Source organism: Nocardioides mesophilus, from assembly GCF_014395785.1.
Classification (GTDB): domain Bacteria; phylum Actinomycetota; class Actinomycetes; order Propionibacteriales; family Nocardioidaceae; genus Nocardioides_B; species Nocardioides_B mesophilus.
The window spans coordinates 4,403,395-4,418,674 of record NZ_CP060713.1 but is presented as its reverse complement, the minus strand read 5'-3'; the positions used below and the strand labels follow the sequence as shown (position 1 = coordinate 4,418,674).

General features: G+C 72.7%; 17 protein-coding genes. 11 read left to right on the top strand and 6 right to left on the bottom strand.

Features of this window, described 5'->3' with window-relative positions; translation table 11 throughout:
- Positions 1–98: 98 nt before the first annotated feature.
- The 9 genes from H9L09_RS21135 to H9L09_RS21095 all read left to right on the top strand — a co-directional run bounded on the left by H9L09_RS21135 (position 99) and on the right by H9L09_RS21095 (position 7,546).
- Complete coding sequence (locus H9L09_RS21135; RefSeq protein WP_187578736.1) at positions 99–839, top strand: helix-turn-helix transcriptional regulator; 741 nt, start codon at positions 99–101, stop codon at positions 837–839.
- A complete protein-coding gene (gene sufB, locus H9L09_RS21130; protein WP_187578735.1) occupies positions 836–2,254 on the top strand; it encodes a Fe-S cluster assembly protein SufB in 1,419 nt (472 codons plus the stop codon). Before H9L09_RS21135 ends, sufB begins: the two co-directional genes overlap by 4 nt.
- A gap of 66 nt (positions 2,255–2,320) precedes the next feature.
- Positions 2,321–3,538 carry a Fe-S cluster assembly protein SufD gene (sufD, locus tag H9L09_RS21125; protein WP_187578734.1) on the top strand — a complete coding sequence of 406 codons (1,218 nt, stop codon included), beginning with the start codon at positions 2,321–2,323 and terminating at the stop codon, positions 3,536–3,538.
- A complete protein-coding gene (locus tag H9L09_RS21120) occupies positions 3,535–3,861 on the top strand; it encodes a non-heme iron oxygenase ferredoxin subunit (RefSeq protein ID WP_187578733.1) in 327 nt (108 codons plus the stop codon). Before sufD ends, H9L09_RS21120 begins: the two co-directional genes overlap by 4 nt.
- 41 nt (positions 3,862–3,902) lie before the next feature.
- Complete coding sequence (gene sufC, locus H9L09_RS21115) at positions 3,903–4,661, top strand: Fe-S cluster assembly ATPase SufC (protein WP_187578732.1); 759 nt, start codon at positions 3,903–3,905, stop codon at positions 4,659–4,661.
- Between the two features lie 39 nt (positions 4,662–4,700).
- Complete coding sequence (locus H9L09_RS21110; protein ID WP_187578731.1) at positions 4,701–5,975, top strand: cysteine desulfurase; 1,275 nt, start codon at positions 4,701–4,703, stop codon at positions 5,973–5,975.
- Between the two features lie 4 nt (positions 5,976–5,979).
- Positions 5,980–6,510, top strand: coding sequence for a Fe-S cluster assembly sulfur transfer protein SufU (gene sufU / locus H9L09_RS21105; protein WP_187578730.1), 531 nt, complete (start codon positions 5,980–5,982; stop codon positions 6,508–6,510).
- A gap of 89 nt (positions 6,511–6,599) precedes the next feature.
- A complete protein-coding gene (locus H9L09_RS21100) occupies positions 6,600–6,878 on the top strand; it encodes a metal-sulfur cluster assembly factor (protein ID WP_425491735.1) in 279 nt (92 codons plus the stop codon).
- A gap of 29 nt (positions 6,879–6,907) precedes the next feature.
- Positions 6,908–7,546, top strand: a complete 639-nt coding sequence (locus H9L09_RS21095) for an acVLRF1 family peptidyl-tRNA hydrolase (RefSeq protein WP_246456156.1) — start codon at positions 6,908–6,910, stop codon at positions 7,544–7,546.
- A 22-nt stretch (positions 7,547–7,568) separates the two neighbouring features.
- Here the strand turns inward: H9L09_RS21095 and H9L09_RS21090 are convergent, their stop codons facing one another.
- The 6 genes from H9L09_RS21090 to ypfJ all read right to left on the bottom strand — a co-directional run bounded on the left by H9L09_RS21090 (position 7,569) and on the right by ypfJ (position 12,577).
- Positions 7,569–8,171 (bottom strand): energy-coupling factor transporter transmembrane component T family protein, encoded by a 603-nt coding sequence (locus H9L09_RS21090; protein ID WP_187578728.1) that lies wholly within the window; start codon positions 8,169–8,171, stop codon positions 7,569–7,571.
- Positions 8,168–8,854, bottom strand: coding sequence for an energy-coupling factor ABC transporter ATP-binding protein (locus H9L09_RS21085; protein WP_343065155.1), 687 nt, complete (start codon positions 8,852–8,854; stop codon positions 8,168–8,170). Before H9L09_RS21085 ends, H9L09_RS21090 begins: the two co-directional genes overlap by 4 nt.
- Positions 8,851–9,996, bottom strand: coding sequence for a thiolase family protein (locus tag H9L09_RS21080; protein ID WP_187578726.1), 1,146 nt, complete (start codon positions 9,994–9,996; stop codon positions 8,851–8,853). The genes H9L09_RS21085 and H9L09_RS21080 overlap by 4 nt, the downstream gene beginning before the upstream one ends.
- Positions 9,993–11,072: an acyl-CoA synthetase family protein gene (locus H9L09_RS21075; RefSeq protein WP_187578725.1), complete on the bottom strand. Its 1,080-nt coding sequence runs from the start codon at positions 11,070–11,072 to the stop codon at positions 9,993–9,995. Before H9L09_RS21075 ends, H9L09_RS21080 begins: the two co-directional genes overlap by 4 nt.
- The gene (locus H9L09_RS21070) at positions 11,056–11,643 is read right to left on the bottom strand and encodes a biotin transporter BioY (protein WP_187578724.1); all 588 of its coding nucleotides are present in this window, start codon (positions 11,641–11,643) and stop codon (positions 11,056–11,058) included. The genes H9L09_RS21075 and H9L09_RS21070 overlap by 17 nt, the downstream gene beginning before the upstream one ends.
- Positions 11,644–11,767: 124 nt before the next feature.
- The gene (ypfJ, locus tag H9L09_RS21065) at positions 11,768–12,577 is read right to left on the bottom strand and encodes a KPN_02809 family neutral zinc metallopeptidase (protein ID WP_246456155.1); all 810 of its coding nucleotides are present in this window, start codon (positions 12,575–12,577) and stop codon (positions 11,768–11,770) included.
- A gap of 227 nt (positions 12,578–12,804) precedes the next feature.
- Between ypfJ and H9L09_RS21060 the strand changes: the two genes are divergently transcribed.
- Both H9L09_RS21060 and H9L09_RS21055 read left to right on the top strand, forming a co-directional pair.
- The gene (locus H9L09_RS21060; protein WP_187578723.1) at positions 12,805–14,403 is read left to right on the top strand and encodes an ABC-F family ATP-binding cassette domain-containing protein; all 1,599 of its coding nucleotides are present in this window, start codon (positions 12,805–12,807) and stop codon (positions 14,401–14,403) included.
- 56 nt (positions 14,404–14,459) lie between these two features.
- Positions 14,460–15,263, top strand: coding sequence for an enoyl-CoA hydratase/isomerase family protein (locus H9L09_RS21055; RefSeq protein WP_187578722.1), 804 nt, complete (start codon positions 14,460–14,462; stop codon positions 15,261–15,263).
- Positions 15,264–15,280: the final 17 nt, after the last annotated feature.

Sequence of the window (15,280 nt, the reverse complement as noted above, 5' to 3'; positions counted from 1 at the left end):
GGCGGCCCCGTCGCCGGGGGTGGGGGTCGCGGGTTAGGTGAGCCTTATTTGAAGCCGTGTCCCATTAACGACACAATGATGTTGTGGAATTCGACAGCATGACCGGAACCCCGGTCGACGAGGCTCCGACCCGGGAGCGCGTGGCCCGGTCGATCCTCGAGTTGGGCCCGAGCACGGCGGCCGTCCTCGCGGACCGGCTCGACCTCACGCCCGCCGCCGTCCGGCGGCACCTGGACCACCTCAGCGACGAGGGCGCCGTGGAGGCCCGTGAGCCGCGGCCCAACGCCGCCCGGGGACGCGGCCGTCCGGCCAAGGTCTTCGCGCTCACCGAGCTCGGCCGCGACCGCTTCGACCAGCAGTACGACGACCTCGCCGCCCAGGCGCTGCGTTTCCTCGCCGAGACCGGTGGGGAGGACGCGGTCATGTCCTTCGCGCGGCGTCGCGTCGCCGGGCTGGAGTCCCGCTACGCCGAGATCATGGCGGCCGACCCGGAGGGCTCCCCGTCCGAGGCGCTGGCGCAGGCGCTCACCCAGGGCGGGTACGCCGCCTCGATCCGCACGAGCCCGGTGGGCGAGCAGCTGTGCCAGCAGCACTGCCCGGTCGCCCACGTGGCCCACGAGTTCCCCCAGCTGTGCGAGGCCGAGACCGAGGTCATCAGCAAGGTCCTCGGCCGGCACGTCCAACGCCTGGCCACGATCGCCCACGGCGACGGGGTCTGCACCACCTGCATTCCCGCACCACCCGGAACCATCCCGGCGGCCGGGGCGACAGGGCAGCTCGCTGCCCCCGCTCCCACGACCGCTCCGCACCCCACCACCGAGAGGCTGACGACGCGATGACGACGATCGAGCAGATGAACCCCGAGCTCGAGGGCCTGGGCCGCTACCAGTTCGGCTGGTCCGACAAGGACGACGCGGGCTCCACCGCGCAGCGCGGCCTCAGCGAGGACGTCGTGCGCGACATCTCCTCGAAGAAGAGCGAGCCCCAGTGGATGCTCGACCTGCGCCTGAAGGGCCTCAAGCTCTTCCAGCGCAAGCCGATGCCGGCGTGGGGCGCCGACCTGGGCGGCATCGACTTCGACAACATCAAGTACTTCGTCCGCTCCACCGAGAAGCAGGCCGCGACCTGGGACGACCTCCCCGAGGACATCAAGAACACCTACGACCGGCTCGGCATCCCCGAGGCGGAGAAGCAGCGTCTGGTCTCCGGCGTCGCCGCGCAGTACGAGTCCGAGGTGGTCTACCACGCGATCCGCGAGGACCTCGAGGAGCAGGGCGTCATCTTCGTCGACACCGACACCGCGCTGCGCGAGCACGAGGACCTCCTCAAGGAGTACTTCGGCACCGTCATCCCGGTCGGCGACAACAAGTTCTCCGCGCTGAACACCTCGGTGTGGTCCGGCGGCTCGTTCATCTACGTGCCCAAGGGCGTCCACGTGGACATCCCGCTGCAGGCCTACTTCCGGATCAACACCGAGAACATGGGCCAGTTCGAGCGCACGCTGATCATCGTCGACGAGGACGCCTACGTGCACTACGTCGAGGGCTGCACCGCGCCGATCTACTCCTCGGACTCGCTGCACTCCGCGGTCGTCGAGATCATCGTGAAGAAGGGCGCGCGCTGCCGCTACACGACGATCCAGAACTGGTCGAACAACGTCTACAACCTGGTGACCAAGCGCGCGACCTGCGAGGCCGGCGCCACCATGGAGTGGGTCGACGGCAACATCGGCTCCAAGGTCACGATGAAGTACCCCGCCATCTACCTCATGGGTGAGCACGCCCGGGGCGAGACGCTGTCGATCGCCTTCGCCGGCGAGGGCCAGCACCAGGACGCCGGCGCCAAGATGGTGCACGCCGCGCCGAACACCTCGAGCTCGATCATCTCCAAGTCGGTGGCGCGCGGCGGCGGTCGTACGTCGTACCGCGGGCTCATCCAGGTCAACGAGGGCGCCGAGCACTCCTCCAGCATCGTGAAGTGCGACGCGCTGCTCGTCGACCAGATCAGCCGCTCCGACACCTACCCCTACGTCGACGTCCGCGAGGACGACGTGTCGATGGCCCACGAGGCGACGGTCTCCAAGGTCTCCGACGACCAGCTCTTCTACCTGATGAGCCGGGGCATGGAGGAGGACGAGGCGATGGCGATGATCGTCCGCGGGTTCGTGGAGCCGATCGCCAAGGAGCTCCCGATGGAGTACGCCCTCGAGCTCAACCGGCTCATCGAGCTGCAGATGGAGGGCGCGGTCGGCTGACCGACCTCGCCACCTCCCACCTCCGCTGGTCGAGCTTGTCGAGACCACGACGTAGAAAGCGAACCGTTGACTGTTACTGACACGCCGAACGTGGCGGCCGCCCTGGAGACCGCCGACCGCGGGGACAAGGTGGCCAGCCACCTGCACCCCGACGGCTCCTGGACGGTCGAGGACCACCCGGTCCCGACCGGCCGCGAGGAGATCTGGCGGTTCACCCCGCTCAAGCGGCTGCGCGGCCTGCACGCCGACGCCCCCTTCCAGGCCAGCGCCACGGCCTGCACCTGGACCGCCCCGGACGGCGTCCGGGTCGAGGGCGTCGACGGCGAGCAGGCCCGCTCGCTGCGCGGGATCAGCGGCTTCGTGCCCAGCGACCGCACCAGCGCCCGGGTGATGAGCGAGGTGCCCTCCACGCTGCTGGTCGACGTGCCGGCCGACGCCGAGGTCACGGAGCCGATCGTGGTGACGCTGGCCGGCAGCGACCCGGAGGTCACCGAGGCCGGGCACATCGCCCTGCGCTTCGGTGCCCACTCGCGCGCGGTGGTCGTGCTGGTGCACGAGGGCTCCTCGAGCATCGCGCAGGTCGTCGAGGCGCAGGTCGGCGACGGCGCCAACGTGTCGGTCATCTCGATCCAGGACTGGGCCGACGACGCGGTGCACCTGAGCCACCAGGAGGCCCTCGTCGGCCGCGACGCGAGCTACCGCCACGTCGCGATCTCCTTCGGCGGCGACCTGGTCCGGATGAACTCCAACGTCCGCTACGCCGGCCCCGGCGGGAGCGCCGAGATGTTCGGCCTCTACTTCGCCGACGCCGGCCAGCACCTCGAGCACCGGCTCTTCGTCGACCACAACGCACCCAAGACGCGGAGCAACGTGGACTACAAGGGCGCGCTGCAGGGACAGGGTGCGCACTCCGTGTGGATCGGCGACGTGCTGATCCGCAAGGTCGCCGAGGGCATCGAGACCTACGAGTCCAACCGCAACCTCGTGCTGACCGACGGCTGCCAGGCCGACTCGGTGCCGAACCTCGAGATCGAGACCGGCGAGATCGAGGGTGCCGGGCACGCCTCGACCACCGGCCGCTTCGACGACCAGCAGCTGTTCTACCTGCAGGCGCGGGGCATCCCCGAGGACGAGGCCCGCCGCCTGGTCGTGCACGGCTTCTTCGCCGACATCGTCCGCAAGATCGGTGTGCCCCAGATCGAGGAGCGCCTGATGCAGACCATCGAGACCGAGCTGGAGAAGAACGTCGGCCGTCCGGCCGTCACCGTCGAGGAGGGCGCATGAGCTTCACCCGCGCCTGCGCCCTCGCCGAGGTCGCCGTCGACAGCTCGCTGGCCGTGAACGTGGACGGCGTGGACGTCGCCGTCGTCCGGGCCGGCGAGGACGTCTTCGCGATCCGCGACGAGTGCTCCCACGCCGCCGTACCCCTCTCCGAGGGCGACGTCGAGGGCTGCGAGATCGAGTGCTGGCTGCACGGCTCGCGCTTCGACCTGCGCACCGGCAAGCCCAGCGGCCCGCCGGCGACCGAGCCCGTCCCCACCTACCCGGTGCGAGTCGAGGGCGACGACGTCCTGGTCGACGTCAGCAGCCCCCTCGTCTCCGAGTGAACCCCCTTACCCCCCAGACCCGCGCAACGACAGGACACACGATGGCAACTCTCGAGATCCGCGACCTGCACGTCACCGTCGACACCGAGCACGGCCCCAAGGAGATCCTCAAGGGGGTCGACCTCACGATCGCCGGGGGACAGACCCACGCGATCATGGGCCCGAACGGCTCCGGCAAGTCCACGCTGGCCTACTCGATCGCCGGCCACCCCAAGTACACCGTCACCGGCGGCAGCGTGACCCTCGACGGCGTCGACGTGCTGTCGATGTCGGTCGACGAGCGCGCCCGTGCCGGGCTCTTCCTCGCGATGCAGTACCCCGTCGAGGTGCCCGGCGTCTCGGTGTCGAACTTCCTGCGGACCGCCAAGACCGCGATCGACGGTGAGGCCCCCAAGCTCCGCACCTGGGTCAAGGAGGTCAACGCCTCTATGCAGCGCATGCACATGGACACCGACATGGCGCAGCGCTCGGTCAACGAGGGCTTCTCCGGCGGCGAGAAGAAGCGCCACGAGATCGTCCAGCTCGAGCTGCTCGACCCCAAGGTCGCCGTCCTCGACGAGACCGACTCCGGCCTCGACATCGACGCGCTGAAGATCGTCTCCGAGGGCGTGAACCGGTTCCGCGAGCGCGGCGACCGCGGCGTCCTGCTGATCACGCACTACACGCGCATCCTGCGCTACATCAAGCCCGACTTCGTGCACGTCTTCGTCGACGGCAGGATCGCCGAGGAGGGCGGCCCCGAGCTCGCCGACCGTCTCGAGGCCGAGGGCTACGACCGCTTCACCAACGCCGCGGTCTGAGCGACCGTCCCCCTGCACCGGTTAGAGGAAGGAGGCACCATGACCGAGACGGTCACCTTGCCGGGGCTGCTGCCCGGGCTCGACCTGATCCGGGCCGACTTCCCGATCCTGTCGCGCACGATGGAGGGCGGCCACCCGCTGGTCTACCTCGACAGCGCCAACACCTCGCAGAAGCCGCAGGTCGTGATCGACGCGATGGTCGACCACCTCGAGCGGCACAACGCCAACGTGGCCAGGGCGATGCACCAGCTCGGGGCCGAGTCGTCCGCGGCGTTCGAGGCGGCGCGCGACACGGTCGCCGCCTTCCTCAACGCCCCCTCGCGCGACGAGGTGATCTTCACCAAGAACGCGTCGGAGGCGATCAACCTGGTCGCCAACACCTTTGCCTGGGCCCGCGGGCCGCTCGCGCTCGGTGAGGGCGACGAGGTGCTGATCACCGAGATGGAGCACCACTCCAACATCGTGCCGTGGCAGCTGCTCACCCAGCGCACCGGTGCCCGGCTGCGCTGGTTCGGCCTCACCGAGGACGGCCGGCTCGACCTGTCGAACATCGACGAGCTGATCACCGAGCGCACCCGGATCGTCTCGCTGACCTGGGTCTCCAACATGCTCGGCACCGTCAACCCGGTCGCCGAGATCGCCCGCCGCGCCCACGAGGTCGGTGCCGTCGTGGTCGTCGACGCCGCCCAGGCCGTGCCGCAGATGCCGGTCGACGTGCAGGCGATCGGCGCGGACTTCGTCGCGTTCACCGGCCACAAGGTGACCGGGCCGACGGGGATCGGCGTGCTCTGGGGACGCCGGGAGCTGCTCGACCAGCTGCCCCCGTTCCTCGGCGGCGGCGAGATGATCGCCACCGTGTCGATGGAGCGCTCGACGTACGCCCCGATCCCGCACAAGTTCGAGGCCGGCACCCCGCCGATCGTCGAGGCCGTCGGTCTCGGCGCCGCGCTGGACTACCTCAGTGCCGTGGGTCTGGAGAACATCCGGGCCCACGAGGAGGCGATCACGGGCTATGCCCTGGAGCGGCTGACCTCGCTGCCGGGCGTGCACGTCCTCGGACCGCTCTCCGCCCAGCTGCGGGGCGGCGCGATCTCCTTCGAGCTCGACGGGGTGCACCCGCACGACGTGGCGCAGGTGCTCGACTCCCGCGGGGTCGCGGTGCGCGCCGGTCACCACTGCGCCAAGCCGGCGCACAAACGCTTCGGCGTGCAGAGCTCGACCCGGATGTCGTCGTACCTCTACACGACTCCGGCCGAGATCGACGCGCTCATCGAGGGGTTGGAGTACACCCAGAAGTACTTCAAGGTGGGATGAGCTGATGGCAGAGAATCTCGACTCGCTGTACCAGGAGATCATCCTGGACCACTACAAGAACCCGCACCACGCCGGGCTCCGCGAGCCCTACGAGGCCGAGGTGCACCACGTGAACCCGACCTGCGGTGACGAGGTGACGCTCCGGGTGCACCTGGTGCCGTCGGACACCGACGCCGCGCAGATGGTCGTCGGCGACGTCTCCTACGACGCCGAGGGCTGCTCGATCAGCCAGGCGTCGGCCTCGGTGATGACGGACCTGGTGATCGGCAGGCCGGTCACCGAGGCGGTCTCCGTGCACGAGGAGTTCCTGGCTCTCATGCAGGGCCGCGGCACCGTCGAGCCCGACGAGGACGTCCTCGAGGACGGCATCGCCTTCGCCGGCGTCGCCAAGTTCCCGGCACGCGTGAAGTGCGCGCTGCTGTCGTGGATGGCCTGGAAGGACGCCACCGCCCAGATACTGGCCGCGGCCGACAGCGCGACCCCCACCCCGGCCACCCACTCGGCCGACCCGAACCACACCAAGGAGCAGTCATGACCGACGCGCACGCCGACCTCCCCGAGGTCGACCTTACCGGTGCGTCCGGCGGCGCCGGCACGGTCACCGTCGATGACGTCACCGAGGCGATGAAGGACGTCGTCGACCCCGAGCTCGGCATCAACGTCGTGGACCTCGGCCTGGTCTACGACGTGCACCTCGACGAAGGCAGCAACGTCGTCCTCGACATGACGCTGACCTCCGCGGCGTGCCCGCTGACCGACGTGATCACCGACCAGACCAACCAGGCCCTCGAGGGGCTGGTCAAGGACGTGACGATCAACTGGGTCTGGATGCCGCCGTGGGGCCCGGACAAGATCACCGACGACGGCCGGGAGATGCTCCGCGCCCTCGGCTTCAACGTCTGAGACGACCGCCCGCCGTGGAGGGTCGCACCGTGCTGGTGCCCCCGGCCCGGGTCGGGAGGTGGTTCGAGAACTTCACGACCCGGCACGGCGAGAGCGACCTGAGGGTCGACCGCGGGTGCCTGGTCGCGACCGCCGCTGACGGTGCGGTCGCCGAGGCGGCGCTGCCGTTCGGCGCGTCGTACGGCGGCGCGCCGGACCCCGCCGCGTTCGCCGCCGCGGTCGCGGAGACCGCGGCCGCGCAGACCTGGGGGCTGCTCCTGGTCCGCAAGGGAGGCTTCGCCGTGGCCCGGGTCGTCGGGGACACGGTCGCGGAGTCCAAGGTCGGGCAGCGGCACGTGCAAGGCCGCACCAAGGCCGGCGGGCAGAGCCAGCAGCGGTTCGCCCGGCGACGCGACAACCAGGCCCGGCAGGCCTACGAGGCGGCGGCCGGGCACGCGGTGCGGATCCTCGACGCCGGTCCCCGCCTCGACGCCCTGGTCTGCGGGGGAGACCGGCAGGCCGTCGAGGCGGTGCTCGAGGAGCCGCGCCTCGCCGCGCTGGTCGCCCGGCGCACCGGCCCGTGGCTGCCGGTGCCCGACCCCCGCCGCGCGGTGCTCGACCAGGCCGTCCTGGACGCGGTCTCCGCGGCCGTGGTGGTGCACGAGCCGGCCGCCGCCGAGCCAGGCTGAGGGCGGGATCCGGCCGGCCGGATCAGTCCTCGACGCCGCGGGCCACGAGCGCCTCGCCGAGCGCGTCGGCATGGCGCAGCGACCGCACGATCAGCGGCACGGCGAACGCGCGGGGGCTGGCGGAGAGCCCCCGGGCCAGCTGGGCGTCGCGCACCTCCTCGGCGAGCGCGATGACGACCGGCACCGACCGGATCCCCAGCGCGAGCAGCAGCCCCACGCGGTCCGGGTCGACGCCGAGCCGGCGCAGCGGGCGGACCGCTGCGACGAGCGCGTCGACCATCGCGGTGGTGCGGGTGGTGAGCGTGACCAGCGCGGCGGCCAGCACGAGCAGGACCAGGACCCCGACCACGACGGCAGCGCGCTGCCAGCCGCTGACCAGCACGTGGAACAGGGCGGTGGCCCCGAGCACCCACAGCAGCGGCCGGAGCTGGCGGAGCAGCAGCCGCGGCCCGATCCCGGCGACGCCGTACAGCCCGGCCACCGCGGCCAGGCCGACCCCCACCTGCCACACCTCGTCGAGCAGGAACGACACCGCACCCAGGACGAGGAGCAGGAGCAGCTTGTGGCCGGCCCGCGCCCGGTGCAGTGCGGAGTCGCCCGGCACGAACAGCCCGAGGGAGGTCATGCCATCAGCTTGCGGTAGTAGGCCACCGCCGCGTCGGGCAGGTCGTCGGCGACGAGCCGGCCCTCGTCGAAGACCAGCACCCGGTCGAAGCCGGCGAGCAGCTCGAGGTGGTGCGTGACCAGCACGACCTGCTGCGGCAGGCCCGCGACCACCTCCGCGACCCGGAGGGCGTTGCGCAGGTCGAGCAGCGTCGTCGGCTCGTCCATCACCAGCACCGCCGGCTCGGTGACCAGCACCGAGGCGAGCGCGAGCAGCTGCTTCTGGCCGCCGGAGAGCAGGTGGGCGGGATGGTCGGCATGCCCCTCGAGGCCGTACGCCGCCAGCGCCGCCGCGACCCGTTCCGCCACCTCGGCCCGGGACCAGCCGCGCCGGCGCAGCCCGAAGCCGATGTCCTCCGCGACGGTCGGCATGACGATCTGGGCGTCGGGGTCGGTGAAGCAGAACCCCACCCGCCGCCGGACGCCACGGCCGTCGCTGCGGGTGTCCAGGCCGTCGACGCGCACCCGGCCCTGCGTCGGGACCACCAGACCGTTGAGCAGCCGCGCGAACGTCGACTTGCCGGAGCCGTTCGCCCCGATGACGCCGACCCGCTGCTCCTCGAACCGGACGGCGACGTCGCGGAGCACGGCGCGCGCCGCCGCGCCCTGGTCGTAGACGTGCGAGACGTCCTTTATCTCGATCACCGGCACGCCTGCACCACCATCGCCACGCCCTGGCCGCCGCCGGCGGCGATGGCGGCCAGGCCCAGCTCACCGCGCCGCTGCCGCACCAGCCGGCTGAACAGCCGGACCACCAGCACCGCCCCGGAGGCGCCCCAGGGATGGCCGAGGGCCAGCGCGCCACCGTCCGGGCAGACCCGCTCCGGGTCCAGCCCGAGCTCGTCGCAGCAGGCGAGGACCTGGCCGGCGAACGCCTCGTTCAACTCGACCACGTCGACGTCGGCCAGGGCCACCCCGGCCTGGTCCAGGGCCAGCCGGACCGCAGGCACGAGTCCGATGCCAGGGCGCCGCGGGTCCACTCCCGCGGTGCCGGTGCCGAGCACCCGGAGCCCGGGGAGGCCGAGCCGCCGGTGGCTGGCGGCGTCCACCACCGCGACCGCGGCGGCGCCGTCGTTGACGCCGCAGGCGTTGCCGGCGGTGACGCTCCCCCCGGGCCGGAAGGCGGGCCGGAGCCGGGCGAGCCGCTGCACCGTCAACCCGGCCCGCGGCCGCTCGTCGCGGACCACCCCGGCGACCGGGACGAGCTCGGCGTCGAAGCCGCCGGCCGTCATGGCCCCGGCCGCCCGCGCGTGGGAGCGCGCCGCGTAGGCGTCCTGGCGGGTCCGGTCCACGCCGCGCTCCTGCGCGAGCAGGTCCGCGGCCAGCCCCATGTCCGGATCCCCGGACGCCGCCGGGGCGAACGGGGCCCGGTGGTAGCGCACCGGCTGCTCGCCGCGCCCGGGGGGCCAGAACCGCCAGGGGGCGGTCGAGGCCGACTCGACGCCGCCGGCCAGGACCAGGCCGGTGCCGGTGCGCAGCCCGGTGACGGCGAGCTCCACGGCGGCCAGGCCGCTCGCGCACTGCCGGTCCACGGTCAACGCGGTGACCTCGACCGGCAGGCCGGCGGTGAGGGCTGCCACCCGCGCGAGGTCGCCGCCGGGGCCCATGCAGTTGCCCAGCACCACCTCGCGGGGTGCCAGCCCGGGTACGTCGGCGGCCACCGCGGCGAGTACCGGACCGGCGAGGTCGGCGGCCTCGACGGTGGCCAGCGAGCGTCCGGCGGTCCCGATCGGGCTGCGCCGGGCGGCGACGATCACCGGAGCGTCGGGCTGCGGCGGGGCTGTCATGGTGTGCCCACGCTAGTCGGGACGTCGCTTCGCGGCGGCGCGAGGTGCGGCCAGCCGCCGTACGTCGGGGGCGCCGGTGGCCACCAGGTCCGCGACCCGCTCCCGGTCGGTCTTGCCGGCGGTGGTGGTCGGCAGCCTGGGCAGCCAGAACCACAGCCGCGGCCGGGCCGCCGGGTCGAGCAGGTCGCGGCTGGCCGGCAGCAGCCGCTCGACGTCGGCGGCGTCGGTGAGCACCGCGGCCGGCACCGTGCCCAGCCGTTCGTGGGGGCGCCGACCACGAGCACGTCTCCGTGGGCCAGCGGACGCAGCACCGCCTCCACGTCCCCGACCTGGACGGTGGCGCCGCCGGTGGTCAGCGTCCCCGGCCGGCCGCCGAGCCGCAGCCGGCCGTCCTCCAGGTGCCCGCGGTCACCGACGCTGGCGAACCCGTCCGGGCTCCGCCGCCACGGCCCGGGGCCGGCGCCGGGACGGACGCCGTCGACCGCGCCGTAGCCCTCGCACAGGTAGGGGGAGCGGACCCAGACCTCGCCGTCGCGGATCTCCACCTCCACCTCCGGGAACGGCGCCAGGTCCTCGGCGTGCGCGCCCCAGGCGACGAACGAGAGCTCCGCGGCCCCGTAGTAGTGGTGCACGACCAGGCCCCGTCCGGTGGCCCGCCGGTGCAGCGCGGGGGAGAGCCGGTCGCCCGCGACCACCGCCGCCAGGCCCTCGGGGACCGGACCGTCCAGCAGCGCGTCCAGGCCGGACGGGGTCAGCACGGCGTGGCTCGCCTGCGTCGGCAGCTCGACGATCCGGGCGCCGACGTACGCCGCGTGCACCCGCGCGAACAGGTTCATCGACGACGTCGAGGGCCCCGGAACCAGGACCCGGCTGCCCGCGTCGATCGCGGCGAGCGCGCTGACGTGGGCGAACGAGCGGGTCCACGAGCCGGTCGAGCGGACCACGCCGCGGGGCGCGGCGCTCGAGCCGGCGGTGCGCAGCAGCACCGGGCGGCCGGTGTCCTCGGCGTCGCGGAAGGCAGCCACCGGGTCGGGCGCCGCGGCCAGGTCGACCGGACGGTCAGGCGACGGGCGCATCCTGCCGCTCGCGGGTGCGGCCCTCGAGCAGGCCGGGGTACGCCGCGTGCACGCCGCGCGCCACGAACGCCGCGACCACGACCTTGACCAGGTCGCCGGGGAGGTAGATCCACAGCGCGGTGGCGGCCGCCGCCGGCGAGATCTGGAGAACCAGCGCCAGTCCGGCCGCCCCGAAGACGTAGAGCAGGACCAGGCCGCCGACGAGGTTGGCGACCAGGCCGCCCACCAGGGTGTACGGCGCGCCCAGCCGGGTGGTCAGCCAGCCGATCACGAAGGCGGCGACCGGGAAGCCGACGAGGAAGCCGACGGAGCTGCCGGCGAAGACGCCGAGCCCGCCGCGGCCGCCGGAGAGCAGCGGCAGGCCGGCGGCGACGAGCGCCAGGAACAGCAGCAGCGCGGAGGCGCCGCGGCGGGCCCCGATGACCGAGCCGGCGAGCATCACGCCGAGCGACTGCGCCGTGATCGGCACGCTGAACCCGGGAGGCGTGAAGGCGGGGACGGCCCCCAGTGCCGCGACGATGCCGGCGAAGACGGCGACGAGGGCGAGGTCACGGGAGCTGCTGCGCGGCACGAGGGGCCCTTCCGACGACGTACGGTGCGGGCAGGCACCGAGGACGACCGCAGTCTAGGACCGGGTTACCGAGACCGGCGCGGCCGACCGGTCCGCGAACGCGCTGGTCTGGTCCGTCGCCGGCTCAGAGCGTGGAGGCCGAGAACGTGTCGCAGGCCTCGAGCGTGCCCTGGTCGAGGCCGGTCCGGAACCAGCGCATGCGCTGCTCGGCCGACCCGTGCGTCCACCGGTCCGGGTCCACCTGGCCGCCCGAACGCTGCTGGATCCGGTCGTCGCCGACCGCGCGGGCCGCGTCGAGAGCGCGGGCGATGTCGTCCTCGGTCAGGTCGAGGATGAACGGCTCACCGCTGGCGTCGGGCACCTCGGTGGCGTGCTTGGACCACATCCCGGCGTAGCAGTCGGCCTGCAGCTCCAGCCGGACGGCGTCGCTGCTGGCGCCCTGCTGGGTGCGCACCTTGCCCATCTGGCCGAGCAGGTCCTGGACGTGGTGGCCGTACTCGTGGGCGAGCACGTAGGCCTCGGAGAACGGGCCGCCGCGGGCGCCGAGCTGTCCCTGGAGCATCTGCTCGAAGAAGCTCACGTCGAGGTAGACGTTCTTGTCCACCGGGCAGTAGAAGGGGCCCACGTCGGAGGAGGCCGGGCCGCAGCCGGTGTCGGTGCGTCCGCTGAACAGGTTGGTGACCGCGGGCTCGTACGCCGTCCCGCTCTGCTCGGGGAGCGCCTGGTCCCAGTAGGCCTGGATCGAGTTCACGTCGGCCACCAGCGCGCAGCTGCGGTCGTGGTTCGCGGCCGCGCCGTCGGTGCAGCTCTCCAACGAGGAGGTGGTCTCGCCACCCGACCCGCCGGCCCCCGACGAGCCGCCGCCCAGCTGGCTGTTGAGCAGAAACACGATGACCAGCAGGATGATGCCGCCGATCCCGCCCCCGACACGCATGCCGCCGCCGCCCATCGGCAGACCGAGACCGCCCCCGCCGCCCCTCCGCCACGGCGGACCTGGACCTGGCTGCGGTCCAGACGTGCCCTCGGGTTGTAGCGCATGTGGTCCCTTTCGGTGTTTCGGCCGGCCGCCGTTAGAGTAGTGCCATGACTTTTGGCACGGACTGACCCGCAGCGCGCTGCCGCCCGGTCCCGTTCCCGTCCGTCCCTGAGGTATTCCTTTTCATGATCACCGCCCACCAGCTCGAGGTGCGTGCCGGCGCCCGCCTGCTCATGTCCGACGTCTCCTTCCGGGTCGCCGCCGGCGACAAGGTCGGCCTCGTCGGCCGCAACGGCGCCGGCAAGACCACGCTCACCCGGATCCTCGCCCGCGAGGCCCTGCCCGCGGGCGGCTCGGTGACCGTCTCCGGCGAGGTCGGCTACCTGCCGCAGGACCCGCGCACCGGCGACCCCGAGGTCGCGGCCCTGGACCGGATCCTGTCCGCGCGCGGTCTCGACGACGTCGTACGCCGGCTGCGGGAGTCCGAGGAGGAGATGGCCTCCGAGGACCCCGAGGTCGCCGAGCGCGGGATGCGCCGCTACACGCGCGCCGACAACGAGCTGCACGCCGGCGGCGGCTACTCCGCCGAGGCGGAGGCCAAGCAGATCGCCTCGAGCCTCAACATCGACGACCGGCTGCTCGCCCAGCCGCTGCGGACCCTCTCCGGCGGTCAGCGGCGCCGGGTGGAGCTGGCCCGGATCCTGTTCTCCGGCGCCGAGACGCTGCTCCTCGACGAGCCCACCAACCACCTCGACGCCGACTCGATCGTGTGGCTGCGCGAGTTCCTGCGCAACCACAAGGGCGGTCTGATCGTGATCAGCCACGACGTGGGGCTGCTGGAGGCGTGCGTCACCAAGGTGCTGCACCTCGACGCGAACCGGGCCGAGGTCGACGTCTACAACATGGGCTGGAGCTCCTACCTGGCCCAGCGCGAGACCGACGAGCGGCGCCGCAAGCGCGAGCGGCAGAACGCCGAGCGCAAGGCCAGCACGCTGATGGACCAGGCCAACAAGATGCGCGCCAAGGCCACCAAGGCGCAGGCCGCGCAGTCGATGATGAAGCGCGCCGAACGGCTGATGGAGGGCATCGAGGCCGAGCGCAACAGCGACCGGGTGGCGAAGATCGCGTTCCCGAAGCCGGCGCCGTGCGGCAAGACCCCGATGACCGCCTCGGAGCTGTCGAAGTCTTACGGGTCGCTGGAGGTGTTCACCGACGTCGACCTGGCGATCGACCGGGGCAGCCGGGTGGTCATCCTCGGCCTCAACGGCGCCGGGAAGACGACGCTGCTGCGGATCCTGGCCGGCGTGGACCGGCCGGACACCGGCGCGGTGCACCCCGGGCACGGGCTGAAGATCGGCTACTACGCGCAGGAGCACGAGACGCTCGACACCAGCCGGTCGGTGCTGGAGAACCTGCGCACCGCGGCGCCGCAGCTCGCCGACACCGAGGCGCGCAGCGTCCTGGGCTCGTTCCTGTTCTCCGGCGACGACGCGCAGAAGCCCGCGGGCGTGCTCTCGGGTGGGGAGAAGACCCGGCTGGCGCTGGCCATCCTCGTCGTCTCGAGCGCCAACGTGCTGCTGCTCGACGAGCCGACCAACAACCTGGACCCGGCCTCCCGCGAGGAGGTGCTCGCCGCGATCCGCTCCTACGAGGGCGCGATCATCCTGGTCACCCACGACGAGGGGGCGGTCACCGCCCTGGAGCCGGACCGGGTGCTGATCCTGCCCGACGGCGTGGAGGACCTGTGGAACGAGGGCTACGCCGACCTGGTGTCGCTGGCCTGACTCGCGTCTCGTCCCGGATCGCCGGGACTGTCCTTACCCGGCAGTAGGCTGCGCGCATGAACAGCACCGACGTGGACCCCGAGGTCCTCGAGCGCGGCGGGGTCCGGCTCGAGGAGAGCGGCCTGGTCGCCACGATCACGCTCGACCGTCCGGCCACCAAGAACGCCCAGACCCCGGCCACCTGGACGGCGCTGCGCGCGGTCGGCGCGGCTCTCGACCCGGCCGTGCGGGTGGTGGTGGTGCGCGGTGCCGGCGACACGTTCTCCTCCGGGCTGGACCGACGGATGCTGGGCGCCGAGGGCGTGGAGGGCGAGGCGTCCCTGCTGAGCCTGCTCGACATGCCGGACGGGGAGATCGCCGAGTCCATCGCCGGCTGGCAGGAGGGGTTCACCTGGCTGCGCCGTCCCGACATCGTCAGCATCGCCGTCGTGCAGGGCGCCGCGGTCGGCGCGGGCTTCCAGCTGGCGCTCTCCTGCGACCTGCGGGTGCTCGCCGAGGACGCCCGGTTCTCGATGCGCGAGCCGATCCTCGGCCTGGTCCCGGACCTGACGGGAACAAAACCACTCGTCGAGCTGGTTGGCTACTCGCGAGCCCTGGAGATCTGCGCCACCACCCGCTGGGTCGGTGCCGAGGAGGCCCGGGACCTCGGTCTGGCCACGGTCGTGGTGCCCCGCGAGGAGGTCGACGGCGCCGTGGACGACCTGGTCGCGGCCCTGACGGCGCCGCTCTACGGTGCGGTCACCGCCACCAAGGCACTGTTGCAGAGCGCAGCCGTGCTCGACCTGGACGACCAGCGCCGGGTCGAGCGGGAGGCGCAGGTGCGCCGGTTCCGGGAGCTCGCCGCGCTGATGGGGGAGTGACCGCCCGCCGGTGACGG

What these genes read in the sequence shown, in the direction of transcription:
- sufC (WP_187578732.1), top strand. Translation starts at nt 3,903, where the DNA reads ATGGCAACTCTCGAGATCCGCGACCTGCACGTCACCGTCGACACCGAG.
- H9L09_RS21060 (WP_187578723.1), top strand. Translation starts at nt 12,805, where the DNA reads ATGATCACCGCCCACCAGCTCGAGGTGCGTGCCGGCGCCCGCCTGCTC.
- H9L09_RS21110 (WP_187578731.1), top strand. Translation starts at nt 4,701, where the DNA reads ATGACCGAGACGGTCACCTTGCCGGGGCTGCTGCCCGGGCTCGACCTG.
- H9L09_RS21080 (WP_187578726.1), bottom strand. Translation starts at nt 9,996, where the DNA reads ATGACAGCCCCGCCGCAGCCCGACGCTCCGGTGATCGTCGCCGCCCGG.
- H9L09_RS21075 (WP_187578725.1), bottom strand. Translation starts at nt 11,072, where the DNA reads ATGCGCCCGTCGCCTGACCGTCCGGTCGACCTGGCCGCGGCGCCCGAC.
- H9L09_RS21100 (WP_425491735.1), top strand. Translation starts at nt 6,600, where the DNA reads ATGAAGGACGTCGTCGACCCCGAGCTCGGCATCAACGTCGTGGACCTC.
- H9L09_RS21055 (WP_187578722.1), top strand. Translation starts at nt 14,460, where the DNA reads ATGAACAGCACCGACGTGGACCCCGAGGTCCTCGAGCGCGGCGGGGTC.
- sufB (WP_187578735.1), top strand. Translation starts at nt 836, where the DNA reads ATGACGACGATCGAGCAGATGAACCCCGAGCTCGAGGGCCTGGGCCGC.
- H9L09_RS21090 (WP_187578728.1), bottom strand. Translation starts at nt 8,171, where the DNA reads ATGACCTCCCTCGGGCTGTTCGTGCCGGGCGACTCCGCACTGCACCGG.
- ypfJ (WP_246456155.1), bottom strand. Translation starts at nt 12,577, where the DNA reads ATGCGTGTCGGGGGCGGGATCGGCGGCATCATCCTGCTGGTCATCGTG.
- H9L09_RS21120 (WP_187578733.1), top strand. Translation starts at nt 3,535, where the DNA reads ATGAGCTTCACCCGCGCCTGCGCCCTCGCCGAGGTCGCCGTCGACAGC.
- sufU (WP_187578730.1), top strand. Translation starts at nt 5,980, where the DNA reads ATGGCAGAGAATCTCGACTCGCTGTACCAGGAGATCATCCTGGACCAC.
- H9L09_RS21135 (WP_187578736.1), top strand. Translation starts at nt 99, where the DNA reads ATGACCGGAACCCCGGTCGACGAGGCTCCGACCCGGGAGCGCGTGGCC.